Consider the following 15,336-nt stretch of genomic DNA (forward strand, 5'->3'; position numbering starts at 1 on the left):
AGAGATACAGATTTCGGGTTTTTTCCAGTACAGCGGGGGTTGGGGTGTACCGGGAGAAGGGGGGGGAAGGCGGGGGGATTAAATCGCAGGCATAAAAAAACCCTGAATCTTGCGATTCAGGGTTTTCGGTATTTGGTGCCCAGAGACGGAATCGAACCGCCGACACGGGGATTTTCAATCCCCTGCTCTACCGACTGAGCTATCTGGGCAACGGGGCGCATTAAAAGGGTTTTTCGGATTCTCGTCAACGACTTTTTTAAAATTTCTTAAATTAATTCCGTCGCTTACGATCCGCCCCCGATTTCTCGGGGTTACTCGGCAGGCGGAACGTAGCCTTCGGCCTGGGCGTATTCCTCGCCGGAGAAGTACTTGTCCATTTCGCCCTGCAGAAATTTACGATCTTCGGCGTTCATCATGTTCAGGCGCTTTTCGTTGATCAGCAGGGTCTGGTGTTTCTGCCAGTCGGCCCAGGCCTTGGCGGAGACGTTGTCAAAAATATCCTGACCTTTTGTGCCCGGGAAAGGAGCGCGATCCAGGGCTGGCAGTTCTTCGTGGTACTTGCGGCAAATTACGGTGCGGGTCATGTCGACTCTCCTGCATTCAATACGGCGGCCGCGCGTTCGAGCAAGGTTTTGACCGGGGCGGCGAGGCCCAGGCGCGGCGGGGTGGCGAGGTTATACCAGAGCCAGTCGGCCTCGGCCACGTGATGGCTGGCCTCCTGCACCTGAACCAGCCAGGGTTCGATGGACAGCTGGAAATGGCTGAACGTGTGGACGAGGCTCGGCAGCGCCTGCTGCTCGCCCAGTGCCAGCGAGTGCTGATCGGCGAGATGTTGCAAGTCGTCGAGGTCGTCAAGTTCCGGCAGGCTCCACAAACCGCCCCACAGACCGGTCGATGGGCGGCGATACAGCAGAATCGCGCCGTTGCCATTGGCGAGCATCGGCATCAGCGTGCGTTTCTGCGGGATAGCCTTGCGCGGCTTGGGAATCGGGTAGCGCGTTTCCAAGCCGAGCATGTGCGCCTCGCAGCCACGCTCCAGCGGGCAGAGCAGGCAACTCGGCTTGCTGCGCGTGCACAGCGTAGCGCCGAGATCCATCATCGCCTGGGTGTAGGCGTTGACCCGATCGTGCGGCGTAAAGCGCTCTGCGTTGGCCCACAGCTGTTTGGCGACCTTCGGCTCGCCGGGGTAGCCCTCTTGCGCGGTAAAGCGCGCCAGCACGCGTTTGACGTTGCCGTCGAGGATCGGCGCGCGCAGGCCCATGCTGATGCTGGCAATCGCGCCCGCGGTGGACAAGCCGATGCCCGGCAGATCCGTTAACTTTTCTACATCGCGCGGAAACTCGCCGCCGTACTGGCTGACGACTATTTTCGCGGTCTTCTGCAAATTGCGCGCGCGGGTGTAGTAGCCCAGGCCCGTCCACAGGTGCAGCACTTCGTCTTCTGGCGCCTCGGCCAGCGCTTCGACCGTTGGCAACGCGGCCATGAAGCGGTCGAAGTAATTGAGCACAGTGCTGACCTGAGTCTGCTGCAACATGATTTCCGACACCCACACCCGATACGGGTTGATGTCCTGCTGCCAAGGCAAGTCGTGGCGGCCGTGGCGGTCGAACCAATCCAGCACCGCCTCTGAAAACTGCTCTGCTCTCATCGCTTGAACAGCCCCTTCAGTGCGTTTTTCAGTTCCGGGCTGACCTTGTCGCCCAGTTTTTCGTCGATTTTTTCGCTCAACTTGTCGCCGGCGAGTTTGCTTGCGACCTGGCCAAGGCGTTCGTTATCCAAGCGGCAGGCTTTGGCGCCCAGCTCCAGCGGGCCGCGGCAGCGCAGCGGCCACTCGACACCGACAAATTTATCGCCAACCTGGCAGGCCGGGTCCGGCATGGCGCTGGTGTCGCCTTCGACGATGATGCCGACGCGGTAATCCATGCCCAGCACGCGCAAATCGATATCGCCGTCACCGTTGACGGTCATGCCCGGGATTCGCACTTTCAGATCCGGGTTGCTGGCAATGCCGTTGCGGAACGTCAGGTTGCCCTTGAGCTCCTGGAACGGCGTGTCCTTGCCCAGTGGCTCGCCGCTGAGGGTTTTGCGATTAAGCGTGGCAATGCCTTTGCACAGTTGCTGCTCAAGGTTGGCGTTGAGCAACACGCCGTTGTTGATCACGAAACTGGCGTTGCCGTTGAGGGAGTCGATCAGCGCCTGTTGGCTGTTGCCGCTGCCGGTAACGTTGCTGGTGAGGTTCACCAAACCTTTGACCGGTGGGGTCTTGCCTTGGCTTTCGAGGATTTTTTCCACCGGCACGCGGTTGATCCGGGTTTGCAGGTTCAGCACCGGTGCCGTTGGGCGCACGTCGAGAGTACCTTTGGCTTCGAAGTCGCCGTTGTACAACTCACCGCGCAGGTTCTCCAGGGTCAGCAGGCCGCTCTGACCGGTGGCCTTGAGCGCGGCATTCTGGATTGGCAACTTGTCGAGGGTCAGTTGGCCGAAGGTCAGGTCGGCGTCGACGTCGAGTTTGGCCAAACGCTCAACCGGCAGCAGGCGCTCGGTGCTCCAGGCGCTTTTGCTCGGTTTGTCCGGCAGTGGCGTGGAACCTGCACCGGCCATGGCGTCGGCTTCGGTACTGGCGACTTCGGCCTGACGCACTTGCGTGGCGCTGGTAGCTTTTTCCGATTTCGGCGGCAGGTAGCGGTCGACGTCGAAGGTGTCGGCCTTGAGGATCGCCCGCAGCGATTGTTTGGCGAAGTCTTCGACGGCGATGCGGCCGCTGAAGCTGCTGTCGTCGAGTTTCAGGTTGATGTTGTCGAAAGCGACGCTGGTCGGCGTCGCCGCAACGCGGCTGACCAGTTCGACCTTGCTCAGGCTGCCCTCGGCCATGGCTGGCAGTTTCTGGCCGATGCTGTCGACGAATTTTGCTAGATCAAACTGGGCGATCGAGATGCCGCCAGTGATCTGCGGAGTCTTGTCGAGATCGTTAGCCTTCAGTTCACCCAAGGCGCGCAACTGATTGGCGGAGATCTTGATGCCAGTCCATTCGGCGACGTTCGCCGCTTTATCCAGCAGCAACTGGCCCTGGGCGGAGAAAGTCATGGTCTTGCCTTGCAGCGGATCACCGGCTACTTCGCCGGAGAGCTTCATGTCTTCGAACTTGTAGCGTTGCAGGGCGCGCTCGAAGCGCAGTTCGCCGCTGAGTTCGGTACGCACCCGCAATACCGGCTGATTGGTGCCTAGGAAGGCGGTGGCCTTGATCGGAATGTTGGTCGAATCGTGCACCGGGCCGGTGCTCAATTGGATGCTCTCGGCGCTGAACTGCTTGCCGGTGAGTTCGTCGTTGTACTCAACGCGGGCGTTGTTGACGGTCAGGCTGTCGATGTCGAGGCGAATCGGCTGGGCCGGTTTTTCCACCGCTACCGGGGTGTCGCTGGCCGGTTGGCTTGGGGTGGCGGGTGGCGTGGAACCAGCCGCTACCGGCACCTTGCCGATGTCTTCCCAGTTGCCGTGGCCATTCTTGTCGCGGTTCAGGCGCAGATTCAGACCTTCGACACGTACGTCACTCATCTGCACTTCGCGGCGCAACAGCGGCAGCACGCGCACGGACAGGCCGAGCATCTGCAAATCGGCAAAAGGTTCGGCAGGCTTGGCCAGGGTGGCAACGCTGGCCTCGTGCAGTTCCAGGCCGAGCCACGGGAACAGGCTCCAGCCGATATCGCCATTGAGCGTCAGCTCGATGTGGGCCTTGTCGCGGGCTATCTGGCGGATCTCGTCTTTGTAATCGTTGGGATCGAAGAGGTGGGTCAGGGCAAAGCCTGCCGCCACAATGATCAGCAACAGCCCGAGAAGTACCAGACCCAGGATTTTGCCGAACGCTTTCATGGGCGAGTCCTTGTAATTTAGTCGAATTCGTAATTTAGCCGGGGAGTATAGCGCTGCAACGGCCCGGTCCGGTGTGGCGTCATGTTGCCGTTATCGTCAGCAGCACCTGAAACTTCGCGGCCAGCGCCTGAATCTCAAGCTGCCCCGCAGGCGCCAGCAGGCATAGTCCTGGCCTCGCTTGCGACGCCATTTTCTGCGTTTGGTTCACCCGTCTCTCGGCGAGACGATCTTCTGATTTTGAAAAAACCGGTTCAAAAGATCCCGGCGTTTCCCTGCTTCTTCAGAGGAGGAGATCAGATGACACGAAAAAAGGTGATATCAGTTTGGTTTTTCTGTCACGTGCAAATGGTAACCTTCGCCGGTTCGTCCGTCCTTCTGCGACTTAACGTCGCGCCTTCAAGGAGCTTCACCCAAAAAAAGGTCATGCCTGCGTGCATAAGGCCGAGGGTGAACAGTGGCTGGCGAACCATTCTAATAATTGGGGGATACACAATGAGCACGAGCATCACGGCGGACGGCCTTCGCGCCGACCAGCCTGCGTTCCTGTCCAAGGAGCGCATCATCGCCAAGCCCGGTTTCAACCGTTGGCTGGTTCCACCGGCCGCTCTGGCCATCCACCTGTGCATCGGCATGGCCTACGGCTTTTCGGTGTTCTGGTTGCCACTGTCCAAGGCGCTGGGCGTCACCAAACCGGTAGCCTGCGCGCCGGACATGAGCTTCATCGCACAAGTCTTCTCTTCGCAATGCGACTGGCCGATCTCGATGCTCGGCTGGATCTACACCCTGTTCTTCATCTTTCTCGGCTGCTCGGCCGCGATCTGGGGTGGCTGGCTTGAACACGCAGGGCCGCGCAAGGCTGGCGTCGTATCGGCATTGTGCTGGTGTGGCGGTCTGCTGATCTCGGCGCTGGGGATTTATACCCACCAGATCTGGCTGATGTGGATCGGCTCCGGCGTGATCGGTGGTATCGGTCTGGGTCTGGGCTACATCTCGCCGGTGTCGACCCTGATCAAGTGGTTCCCGGACAAGCGCGGCATGGCGACCGGCATGGCGATCATGGGCTTCGGTGGTGGCGCGATGGTCGGTGCGCCGTTGGCGACGGCGCTGATGAGCCACTTCGCCTCGCCTGAAGGTGTCGGCGTATGGCAAAGCTTTGTGGCCATGGCTGCAATCTACTTTGTGTTCATGATCGGTGGCGCCCTGGCCTACCGCGTGCCGCCTACCGGCTGGAAGCCTGAGGGCTGGACTGCGCCGGCGAAGAAAGCGTCGAACTCGATGATCACTCATCGTCACGTGCACGTGAATGTGGCTTGGAAAACTCCGCAATTCCGTCTGGTGTGGCTGGTGCTGTGCCTGAACGTATCGGCGGGTATCGGCATCCTCGGCATGGCTTCGCCACTGCTGCAGGAAGTGTTCGGTGGCAAGTTGCTCGGTGTTGATGTGCCGTTCGGTCAACTGGATGCCGGGCAACTGGCTTCGATTGCCGCGATTGCTGCCGGTTTCACTGGTTTGCTGAGCCTGTTCAACATCGGTGGCCGGTTCTTCTGGGCTTCGTTCTCGGACTATCTGGGTCGTAAAAACACCTACTTCGTGTTCTTTGCGCTGGGTTTTGCCCTGTACGCATTGATCCCGAACCTCGGCCACTTGGGCAACGTTGCGCTGTTCGTGGCGGCGTTCTGCATCATTCTGTCGATGTACGGCGGTGGTTTTGCGACGGTTCCGGCATATCTGGCTGACTTGTTCGGCACGCAGATGGTCGGTGCGATTCATGGTCGTCTGCTGACTGCCTGGGCTGCGGCTGGCGTGCTCGGTCCGGTGCTGGTGAACTACCTGCGTGAGTATCAACTGAGCATCGGCGTTGAACGCGCCGCCGCTTACGACATCACCCTGTACATCCTGGCAGGCCTGCTGGTGTTGGGCTTCCTGTGCAACCTGCTGGTGCGCCCGGTGGCCGACAAGTACTTCATGACCGACGCCGAACTGGCTGCCGAACAGGCACTGGGTCATGACAAAGGTGCTGATGCGAGCACCGTTCTGGAGTGGAAAGCTGCACCGGGCAGCAAGCCATTGGCAATCGCTGCGTGGCTGGCGGTCGGTATTCCGTTGGCGTGGGGTGTGTGGGTGACCCTGCAGAAAACGGCGGTATTGTTTCACTAAGTAAACGCTAAAACGCAGTACCCCTGTGGGAGCGAGCCTGCTCGCGAAGACGGCGTGTCAGTCGACATCGGTGTTGGCTGATATACCGCTTTCGCGAGCAGGCTCGCTCCCACATTTGTTTTTGGGGTGTCCAAAATGAGTTGTATGGACATGTCTACCCGCGACAGCCGGGCGTTCTATCCGTCTGCCATATCACCTCGCGTGTTTCTGTTTCGGCCCCGCGCCCCTATAATGGCTGCCTTTTTCGCCCAATGATTTTGCGGAGCTGGTGATGGCCGAACGTAAGGCGTCTGTCGAGCGCGACACTCTGGAAACCCAGATCAAAGCCTCGATCAACCTTGATGGCACCGGAAAGGCCCGATTCGATATCGGTGTTCCTTTTCTTGAGCACATGCTGGATCAGATCGCCCGTCACGGGTTGATCGACCTGGATATTGAATGCAAGGGCGATCTGCATATCGACGACCACCATACGGTGGAAGACGTCGGTATCACTCTCGGCCAGGCCTTCGCCAAAGCCATCGGCGACAAGAAAGGCATCCGTCGCTACGGCCACGCCTACGTGCCGCTCGATGAAGCGCTGTCGCGCGTGGTGATCGACTTCTCCGGTCGTCCGGGCTTGCAGATGCATGTGCCGTACACCCGCGCCACCGTTGGCGGCTTCGACGTTGACCTGTTCCAGGAGTTCTTCCAGGGCTTCGTCAACCACGCGCTCGTCAGCATGCACATCGACAATCTGCGCGGCACCAACACTCACCACCAGATCGAAACCGTGTTCAAGGCTTTCGGCCGCGCCCTGCGCATGGCTGTGGAGCTGGATGAGCGCATGGCCGGGCAGATGCCATCGACCAAAGGCGTTCTGTAATGCAGACGGTTGCAGTTATCGACTACGGCATGGGCAACCTGCACTCGGTGGCCAAGGCCCTCGAGCACGTCGGTGCCGGCAAGGTGCTGATCACCAGCGATGCGGACGTGATCCGTGAAGCCGACCGCGTGGTCTTCCCCGGCGTTGGCGCGATTCGCGATTGCATGGCGGAGATCCGTCGCCTCGGTTTTGACTCGTTGGTGCGTGAAGTCAGCCAGGACCGGCCGTTCCTCGGTATCTGTGTCGGCATGCAAGCCTTGCTCGACACCAGCGAAGAGAACGACGGCGTCGACTGCATCGGCCTGTTCCCGGGCGCGGTGAAGTTCTTCGGCAAAGACCTGCACGAAGACGGCGAACACCTGAAAGTCCCGCACATGGGCTGGAACGAAGTGAAGCAGTCGGTGAGTCACCCGCTGTGGCATGACATTCCGGACATGGCGCGTTTCTACTTTGTGCACAGCTATTACATCGCCGCCGCCAATGCGCGGCAGGTGGTGGGCAGCGGTCATTACGGCGTCGATTTCGCTGCAGCACTGGCCGAAGGCTCGCGCTTCGCCGTGCAGTTCCACCCGGAGAAGAGCCATACCCATGGCCTCCAATTGCTGCAGAACTTCGCCGCGTGGGACGGTCGCTGGTAAATGGCCGCCAAGAAGTCCAAGCCGCCGATCCTGACCCTCACTCCCGAGCAGGAGAGCGAGGCCAATCACAAGATCAAACGCTTTATGGAAGATCGTTTCGAACTCGACCTCGGGTCATTCGAAGCGGCCGAGATTCTTGAGTTGTTTACCCGCGAAATTGCTCCGCACTATTACAACAGGGCGATTTTCGATGTGCAGACCCACCTCAAGGAGCGGTTTGACAGCATCGAAAGTGACCTGTGGGCGCTCGAGAAAAACTGATTTCCGAGCCAAGCTGAACATTCAAATTTGAAGGTTTGCCAGATGCTGATTATTCCCGCTATCGATCTTAAAGACGGTGCCTGCGTACGTCTGCGCCAGGGCCGCATGGAAGATTCCACAGTGTTCTCCGATGACCCGGTGAGCATGGCTGCCAAGTGGGTAGAGGGCGGTTGCCGTCGTCTGCATCTGGTCGATCTGAATGGCGCATTCGAAGGCCAGCCGGTCAACGGCGAAGTGGTCACTGCCATCGCCAAGCGTTACCCGACCCTGCCGATCCAGATTGGCGGCGGCATTCGCTCGCTGGAAACCATCGAGCACTACGTCAAGGCTGGCGTGAGCTACGTCATCATCGGCACCAAAGCGGTGAAAGATCCGGCGTTCGTGGCTGAAGCCTGCCGTGCGTTCCCGGGCAAAATCATTGTCGGTCTGGATGCCAAAGACGGTTTTGTCGCTACTGATGGCTGGGCTGAAATCAGCACCGTGCAGGTGATTGATCTGGCCAAGCAGTTCGAAGCCGATGGTGTGTCCTCGATCGTTTATACCGACATCGCCAAAGACGGCATGATGCAGGGCTGCAACGTGCCGTTCACCGCCGCGCTGGCGGCGGCCACGAAGATTCCGGTGATCGCTTCCGGCGGCATCCACAACCTCGGTGACATCAAGTCACTGCTCGACGCCAAGGCACCGGGCATCATCGGCGCGATCACCGGCCGGGCGATCTACGAAGGCACTCTCGATGTCGCCGAAGCGCAAGCTTTCTGCGATTCGTACAAAGGCTGAGGACTGACCATGGCGCTGGCCAAACGCATCATCCCTTGCCTGGACGTGGACAACGGCCGGGTCGTCAAAGGTGTGAAGTTCGAGAACATCCGCGATGCCGGCGACCCGGTGGAAATCGCCCGTCGCTATGACGAGCAGGGTGCCGACGAGATTACCTTTCTCGACATCACCGCCAGCGTCGATGGCCGCGACACTACGCTGCATACCGTCGAGCGCATGGCCAGCCAGGTGTTTATCCCGCTGACCGTCGGCGGTGGCGTGCGTACCGTGCAGGACATTCGCAATCTGCTCAATGCTGGTGCCGATAAGGTTTCGATCAACACCGCTGCGGTGTTCAACCCGGAATTCGTTGGCGAAGCGGCGCAGCATTTCGGCTCGCAATGCATCGTCGTCGCCATCGACGCGAAGAAGGTTTCCGGCCCGGGCGAAACCCCGCGCTGGGAAATCTTCACCCACGGAGGTCGCAAGCCGACCGGCCTCGACGCGGTCGAGTGGGCAAAGAAAATGGAAGGCCTCGGTGCCGGTGAGATCCTGCTGACCAGCATGGATCAGGACGGCATGAAAAACGGTTTCGACCTCGGCGTGACCCGTGCCATCAGCGATGCACTGGGCATTCCGGTGATCGCTTCCGGTGGTGTCGGCAACCTGCAGCATCTGGCCGACGGCATCCTCGAAGGTCACGCCAGTGCGGTGTTGGCGGCGAGTATTTTCCACTTCGGCGAATACACCGTGCAGGAAGCCAAGGCGTATATGGCGCATCGTGGGATTGTAATGCGCTAAACCATACAGGCCAGTGGACAGCATGGCGTACCCAAGGCACTCTTGGGCACGCCATGGATTTCGGTAGCCCGACATGATCAAACGCCTGCTTCTTGTTCTCGCCAGTGCCTCTGTGTTGCTGCTCAACACGGCCCGTGCGGAAAACAGTCCCGACACCGATCTGGTGCTGCTCACCGAAAACTTCCCGCCGTACAACATGGCGAAGAACGGCAAAAACTTCGCCCAGGGCGAGAACATCAACGGTATTGCGACCGATATCGTGCGCGAGATGTTCCAGCGTGCCGGTGTCAGCTACAGCCTGACACTGCGCTTCCCTTGGGAGCGGGTCTACAAACTGGCGCTGGAAAATCCCGGTTACGGTGCCTTCGTGATGGCGCGGTTGCCGGATCGCGAGAAACTCTTCAAATGGGTCGGCCCGATCGGCCCCGACGACTGGATTTTGTTGGCCAAGGCTGACAGCAAGATCACCCTCGAAACCCTCAATGACGCGCGCAAATACAAGATCGGTGCCTACAAGGGCGATGCGATTGCCGAGACGCTGACCAAGCAAGGCCTGAAGCCGGTAGTCGTGCTGCGCGATCAGGACAATGCGAAGAAGCTGGTCAACGGTCAGATCGACCTGTGGGCGACGGGTGATCCTGCCGGCCGATATCTGGCGCGACAGGATGGTGTGACCGGGCTCAAGACCGTGCTGCGTTTCAATAGCGCAGAGTTGTACCTGGCACTGAACAAAGACGTCTCCGACGACGTTGTCGCCAAGCTTCAGGCCGCGCTCGATCAACTGCGCAAAGAAGGTGTAGTTGACGACATCATGGCGCGGTATCTGTAGCGCTCGGCAAATCTGGCTCCGGTGGCGAGGCGATGACTTCGTTGTCTGCTCCGGGAGTCCGTGTGTCCATTTCCACTTCTGGCTCCTGTTGCGCAACGACAGCGACTTCAGGCTCCGCGGGCGTGTACTGGCTGATGTGCAGGCTGGCGCCATCGGTGTAACTGAAACCACCTGTCACCGGCGTACCGTCAGCGCGCATTAGCCGGTAGTCGCTCTGCTTCAGATAAACCGCCACGGATCTGTTTTTGTCCACGACAGCGACCACGTCAATGGCTGCTGTGTTTAACCATTCGTTGGCGTGAATTTCACATTGGGTGAAATCGTGGCTCAGTCGCGCCGAAAACAGGAGCGGGTTGGGCAGGTTGGTTTGCCATTGAGCGCCAAACTCGACCGAGGTGATGCGGGTGAATGTGCGCAGGCTTTCAGTTCGCTGCGCACGGGGAGACGTCCATCTGAACGTCTTGCTCTGGTCGTCTGTGTTGTGGCCATGGCCGACCAGCACATACTGATCCGTGCGTTCCAGAAGATAGCAAGGTGACAGGCGTAGCTGCTCAAGGGGAGGGAGTTGCGGGTCTCTTACTGCAAACCAGGGAAGTCGAACGGTGTAAGTGGGCTTGTCCGCAGCCTCCGCAAGCGCTGGCGTTTCCCCGCAAAGCACAGGTGCTGTTGGCTGCGGGTTGACCTGAAGCGGGATCTGCATGCGCAACGAGTAGACAGGAGCATTGGCCGGCCTTGAGTAGCCGCTGAAACCGGTAAAGGTGCCCGGTGCCAGATGGATCTCACCCGATGCGGGGGCTGGCGGTACGGCAGTCCAGACGCTCACACTTTGTCGGGCACCGCTGCTTTTGTCGTTCCAGACCGGTTCGGTGCCGCTCGATGCAATCACCAGATCCTCACGGACACAACGGACCGCGTTGAACGAAGGTTTTTCGTGGTCGCTTGAGCAAACCGACCCCAGTGCCACGTAGCCGTCTGGGGGGATTGGTTTCCAGATCGATAGGTCTCTTTTCGATCCTGAGCCGGAATCTTTCCAGATCAACTGGTAATCGTCGGGGCGACACAGCGCCTTGCCCTTGGCGGGATCGGTGCTGGGTGTGTCTGCTTCGCAAACCACAGCCACCACGCGCGTGCCGTTGATATTGCCGTGACCGACAGAGGCGACGTCGCCCAGAGGAAAATAGCCTGGCAGCAGATCAGGGGCAGGGGTGGGGTGCCAGAAGGCTGCAGGTTTTGCCTGCAAACCGCTGGTATCCCAGATTCGCAGAAATTCTGTCGTGAAGTTGATCAGCAGGTTGTCGATTTTTATGGAGTTCATTCGCCCGGCAGACGAAGTGATTTGTTCATCGGTCGTCATAGTCAGTCCTGATAGTTGATGGGCGACTCAAGGGGAGTCGCGACCTGTTGCAGGTCTCACTATCAGCAAGTGCGCCAGACCTCTGGCGGTAACTATGTATTTACATTCGTGACCGGGTGTTACCGATACACGCCGTCTTTGCCATGACCGGCCATGGCGCGATTGCTGCGCACGCTGATCATCTGCTTGATGTCGATCCACTCGATGCCCTGGGCCTTGAGCTTGGGCAACTCGCGCTCGAGCACCGCCAACGTCTGTGGATAAGGATGTCCGATCATCACGGCTGAACCTTGTTTGTGCGCAAGGCTGATCGCTGTCTGCAACTGGGTGAAGATCGCCGCCTCGGTGCGCTCGTCATCGAGGAATACATCGCGGGAAACACTCGCCAGATCGATCTTCTGCGCCTGTTGCGCGGCCACGGTCTGCGCGCTGGTGCGGCTGTCGACGAAGAACTTGTGGCGGCGCTGCAACTCCGCCATCAACCATGCCATCGCTACCGGTTGCGCAGTCATGCGACTGCCCATGTGGTTATTGATGCCGGCGGTGAAGGGGACCCTTTTGAACGCAGCGTTGAGGCGTTTTTCGAGTTCTTCGATGGGTAGTTCCGGATGCCAGGCAAACGGACCGGTGGCCGGGTCCATCGGCATGTGCAGGATGACGACCTTGCCGGCGCGATGGGCCTCGCGGGCGAATTCGGTGGCGTGCGGTGTGTCGGGCATGATCGCCGTGGTCACCGGGCCGGGCAGGGCCAGCACACGGCGGTCCCGGGGCAGGTTCTGCCCCAGGTCGTCGATGATCAGCGTCAGGTAGGCTTTGTGCGGTGTCGGTTTGGCGAGCTCTGCGTGAGCAGTACCCGCCAGACAACACAACAGGACGAAGAGGAAACGCAAACCCATCCTCAACGGCCGGAGGTGATGCTCAGGCCTTTGAGCAGGCTGAGGGCCTGGGCCAACTGGTAATCATCATCCTGCGGCATCGCTTTGGCCTTGGTGCCGGAACCGGTCGGTTTGTCGGCGCCGCCGTTGCCATTGCCCAAGTGACCTTGCAGATCGGCTTCCTTGAAGTAATCGCCGTCCGCCTCGTTGGTGATCTTGGCCTTGCGCACTTCGATGTCCGGGACGATGCCCTGGGCCTGGATCGAGCGACCATTGGGCGTGAAGTACAGCGCGGTGGTGATCTTCAGCGCGCGGTCGTTATTCAGCGGCAGCACGGTTTGTACCGAGCCTTTGCCGAAACTGGTAGTACCCATGACCACAGCGCGTTTCTGATCCTGCAGGGCGCCGGCGACGATTTCCGAGGCCGAGGCGCTGCCACCGTTGATCAGCACGACCATCGGCACGGCTTCGCTTTCGTCCTTGCCGGTGGCGGAGAAGCGCAGCTCGGAGTTGGCGATCCGGCCTTTGGTGTAGACGATCAGGCCTTTGGTGATGAAGTGGTCGACCACTTCCACCGCCGCCTGCAACACGCCGCCCGGGTTGTTGCGCAGGTCGAGAATGATGCCGTTGAGCTTCTTGCCGTTGTCCTTGCGCATCTTGGCCAGGGCCTTGGAGACCTCTTCACCGGTCTTGACCTGGAACTGGGTGATGCGGATGTAACCGTAGCCCGATTCGAGCAACTGCGACTTAACGCTCTTCACCTGAATCACTGCACGCGCCAGGGTCACGTCAAACGGCGTGCCGCCGTCACGGACCAGGGTCAGGGTGATTTTCTGGCCGATCTTGCCGCGCATCTTGTCCACGGCTTCGGTCATGGTCTGGCCGCGCGTCGGCGCGCCGTTGATCTTGACGATGAAGTCGCCGGCCTGAATACCGGCCTTCGACGCAGGCGTGTCGTCGATTGGCGAGACGACTTTGATGAAGCCGTCTTCGGCACCGACTTCGATACCCAGACCGCCGAACTCGCCGCTGGTGCTTTCCTGCAACTCGGTGAAGTCTTCAGGGCCCAGATAAGCGGAGTGTGGATCAAGGTTGCTGAGCATGCCCTTGATCGCGTTCTCCAGCAGGGTCTTGTCGTCCACCGGTTCGACATAGGCGGCTTTGATCCGGTCCATGACCTCGGCAAAGGTGCGCAACTCTTCCAGCGGCAGCGGGGCTTTGGAGGTCGCGGCAGTGCCTGCCGGCGCGACGGCCGGGGCCGGTTGAGCGGCGAACGCCAAAGGCGCGCCGATCACCAGGGCGATCGTCAGGGCCAGCGAGGTAAGGCGGGACAAATGCAGCATGTCGAACGAACTCCTGAAATTTGGTGACTCAACGCCTATCCTTGCGCGCGGCACCATTGCGCCGGATCACTCGGGTGACCCTGCTGACGAATTGCAAAATACAGCGCTGATGTGTCCTGGCCGCCACTGTTACCGACAGTGGAGATGGACTCACCGGCTTTAACCACGTCGCCGGCTGACTTGAGCAGCGTCTGGTTGTGACCGTAAAGACTCAGAAAACCGTTGCCGTGATCGAGGATCACCAGCAGCCCGGCACCGCGCAACCAGTCGGCAAACACTACGCGCCCGCCGTGTACGGCGTGCACCTGGCTACCGGCAGAGGCGCTGATCATCACGCCATCCCACTTGGTCCGGGCATCGTCGCCACGACTTTCACCGAAGCGTGCCAGCAGTCGACCATCAACTGGCCACGGAAGTTTTCCCCGGGTTGCAGCAAAAGGCCCGCCAAAGGTCTCGCCGCTGCTGGAAACCAGCGCGCCGGCTGTTGATCTGGCTGGTTTTCGTGGGGCGTCGCTGTTTTCAGCCTGCGCCTCACGCAAGCGCTTTTTTTCCGCTTCCTGCTGGGCGATCAGCGCTTTCTGCCGCGCTTCTTCTGCCTCACGAGCCTGTCGGGCCAGGGTTTCTTCAATGGTTTTAAGGACTTTAGACAGGTCTGCCTGATCCTGCTCGCGAGCGACGAGCTTCTGGTCGCGGGCCTTCACGTCATCGTTGAGCTTGGCGAGGACTTGCTGGCGTTCCTTGCGAACCTTGTCGAGCTCGTCACGCTGGCTGTCGAGGCTGCTTTTCTGGACGAGCAATTGCGCTTGCTGCAAGCCGATGTCTTTTTCGACATTAGCCAGTTGGCGCAGGGTTTCGTTGAAGTTCTTTAGCTGCTCCAGGCGGGCCTGGCTCAGGTAATCGTAATAGGTGAGGGTGCGGGCGAATTTCTCGGGGTTCTGCTGGTTGAGCAGCAACTTGAGGTATTCCTGACGGCCGTTCTGATAGGCCGCGCGGGCCTGGATGGCGATCAGTCTCTGCTGTTCAGTGCGCGCGCTCTGGAGTTTTTTTTTCTCCGCATCGAGTCGCTGCAGCTCGGATTCGCTCTTTTGCAGTTCTTTCTGCAGCGCATCGACCTGTTTCTGCAGCTTGCCCATCTCGGTTTCAGTGCCCTTGAGCTCTTTCTGCACGCCGGATTTTTCTTCCTGGAGCTTGCCCAGCAGCTTTTTCAGCTCGGCAATATCCTGACGCGTGGCATCCAACTGTTGTTGGGTTTGCGCGCGCTCGTCAGCGAAGGCCGGTTGGAGCAGGCAGGTCAGAGCGAGGGCAATCAGGACGCGAAGCATAGGGGCGGGCGGCACCAGGGTAAGGGACGGCCTAGTATGCCCGCCCGACGCTGCAAAAAAAACGCCCAATTGGGGCTGTGTGATAACTGGACTGAAAAACACCACAAACCTTTGTAGGAGTGACCTGTGGCGAGGGGATTTATCCCCGATCGGCTGCGCAGCAGTCGTAAAACCCGAACACCCGATGCATCTGATACGCCGCGGTGTCAGGTTTCAGGGCGGCTCCGCCACCCATCGGGGATGAATCCCCTCACCACAAAATCAT

Annotated in this window: 14 protein-coding genes and 1 tRNA gene; 7 read left to right on the forward strand and 8 right to left on the reverse strand. The window is 59.8% G+C overall.

All coding sequences use genetic code 11. The features are described from left to right. Positions 1–133: 133 nt before the first annotated feature. The 4 genes from ACA043_RS01595 to ACA043_RS01610 all read right to left on the reverse strand — a co-directional run bounded on the left by ACA043_RS01595 (position 134) and on the right by ACA043_RS01610 (position 3,867). A tRNA-Phe gene (locus tag ACA043_RS01595) sits at positions 134–209 on the reverse strand. A 102-nt stretch (positions 210–311) separates the two neighbouring features. Then, positions 312–584 (reverse strand): oxidative damage protection protein, encoded by a 273-nt coding sequence (locus ACA043_RS01600; RefSeq protein WP_401267770.1) that lies wholly within the window; start codon positions 582–584, stop codon positions 312–314. Beyond that, positions 581–1,648 carry an A/G-specific adenine glycosylase gene (gene mutY, locus ACA043_RS01605; protein ID WP_497658495.1) on the reverse strand — a complete coding sequence of 356 codons (1,068 nt, stop codon included), beginning with the start codon at positions 1,646–1,648 and terminating at the stop codon, positions 581–583. The genes ACA043_RS01600 and mutY overlap by 4 nt, the downstream gene beginning before the upstream one ends. Next, positions 1,645–3,867, reverse strand: coding sequence for an AsmA family protein (locus ACA043_RS01610; RefSeq protein ID WP_497658496.1), 2,223 nt, complete (start codon positions 3,865–3,867; stop codon positions 1,645–1,647). The genes mutY and ACA043_RS01610 overlap by 4 nt, the downstream gene beginning before the upstream one ends. Before the next feature lie 492 nt (positions 3,868–4,359). On the opposite strand from ACA043_RS01610, the gene ACA043_RS01615 reads away from it, so the two are divergent. From ACA043_RS01615 to ACA043_RS01645, 7 genes are all read left to right on the forward strand, one after another. Beyond that, entirely contained in the window at positions 4,360–6,024 is a 1,665-nt protein-coding gene (locus ACA043_RS01615) for an OFA family MFS transporter (RefSeq protein ID WP_187678881.1), read from the forward strand. A 271-nt stretch (positions 6,025–6,295) separates the two neighbouring features. After that, positions 6,296–6,889, forward strand: a complete 594-nt coding sequence (hisB, locus tag ACA043_RS01620) for an imidazoleglycerol-phosphate dehydratase HisB (RefSeq protein WP_042557195.1) — start codon at positions 6,296–6,298, stop codon at positions 6,887–6,889. Next, positions 6,889–7,527, forward strand: coding sequence for an imidazole glycerol phosphate synthase subunit HisH (gene hisH / locus ACA043_RS01625; RefSeq protein ID WP_187678880.1), 639 nt, complete (start codon positions 6,889–6,891; stop codon positions 7,525–7,527). The genes hisB and hisH overlap by 1 nt, the downstream gene beginning before the upstream one ends. Further along, positions 7,528–7,788 (forward strand): DUF2164 domain-containing protein, encoded by a 261-nt coding sequence (locus ACA043_RS01630; protein WP_187678879.1) that lies wholly within the window; start codon positions 7,528–7,530, stop codon positions 7,786–7,788. A gap of 42 nt (positions 7,789–7,830) precedes the next feature. Beyond that, entirely contained in the window at positions 7,831–8,568 is a 738-nt protein-coding gene (gene hisA, locus ACA043_RS01635; protein ID WP_007909210.1) for a 1-(5-phosphoribosyl)-5-[(5-phosphoribosylamino)methylideneamino]imidazole-4-carboxamide isomerase, read from the forward strand. Positions 8,569–8,577: 9 nt separating this feature from the next. Further along, entirely contained in the window at positions 8,578–9,348 is a 771-nt protein-coding gene (hisF, locus tag ACA043_RS01640; RefSeq protein WP_007897430.1) for an imidazole glycerol phosphate synthase subunit HisF, read from the forward strand. 73 nt (positions 9,349–9,421) lie between these two features. Beyond that, positions 9,422–10,177, forward strand: a complete 756-nt coding sequence (locus tag ACA043_RS01645) for a substrate-binding periplasmic protein (protein ID WP_187678878.1) — start codon at positions 9,422–9,424, stop codon at positions 10,175–10,177. Here ACA043_RS01645 and ACA043_RS01650 read toward each other — a convergent pair. The 4 genes from ACA043_RS01650 to ACA043_RS01665 form a co-directional block, all read right to left on the reverse strand. Continuing rightward, positions 10,158–11,531 carry a Vps62-related protein gene (locus ACA043_RS01650; RefSeq protein ID WP_497658497.1) on the reverse strand — a complete coding sequence of 458 codons (1,374 nt, stop codon included), beginning with the start codon at positions 11,529–11,531 and terminating at the stop codon, positions 10,158–10,160. The two genes, ACA043_RS01645 and ACA043_RS01650, sit on opposite strands and share 20 nt — an antisense overlap. 119 nt (positions 11,532–11,650) lie before the next feature. Further along, positions 11,651–12,427, reverse strand: coding sequence for a divergent polysaccharide deacetylase family protein (locus ACA043_RS01655; RefSeq protein ID WP_497658498.1), 777 nt, complete (start codon positions 12,425–12,427; stop codon positions 11,651–11,653). A gap of 2 nt (positions 12,428–12,429) precedes the next feature. Beyond that, positions 12,430–13,749 carry a S41 family peptidase gene (locus ACA043_RS01660; protein ID WP_123529840.1) on the reverse strand — a complete coding sequence of 440 codons (1,320 nt, stop codon included), beginning with the start codon at positions 13,747–13,749 and terminating at the stop codon, positions 12,430–12,432. 35 nt (positions 13,750–13,784) lie between these two features. Beyond that, positions 13,785–15,071: a murein hydrolase activator EnvC family protein gene (locus tag ACA043_RS01665; RefSeq protein ID WP_187678874.1), complete on the reverse strand. Its 1,287-nt coding sequence runs from the start codon at positions 15,069–15,071 to the stop codon at positions 13,785–13,787. Positions 15,072–15,336: the final 265 nt, after the last annotated feature.

It is taken from the genome of Pseudomonas sp. LBUM1648 (genome assembly GCF_059716145.1).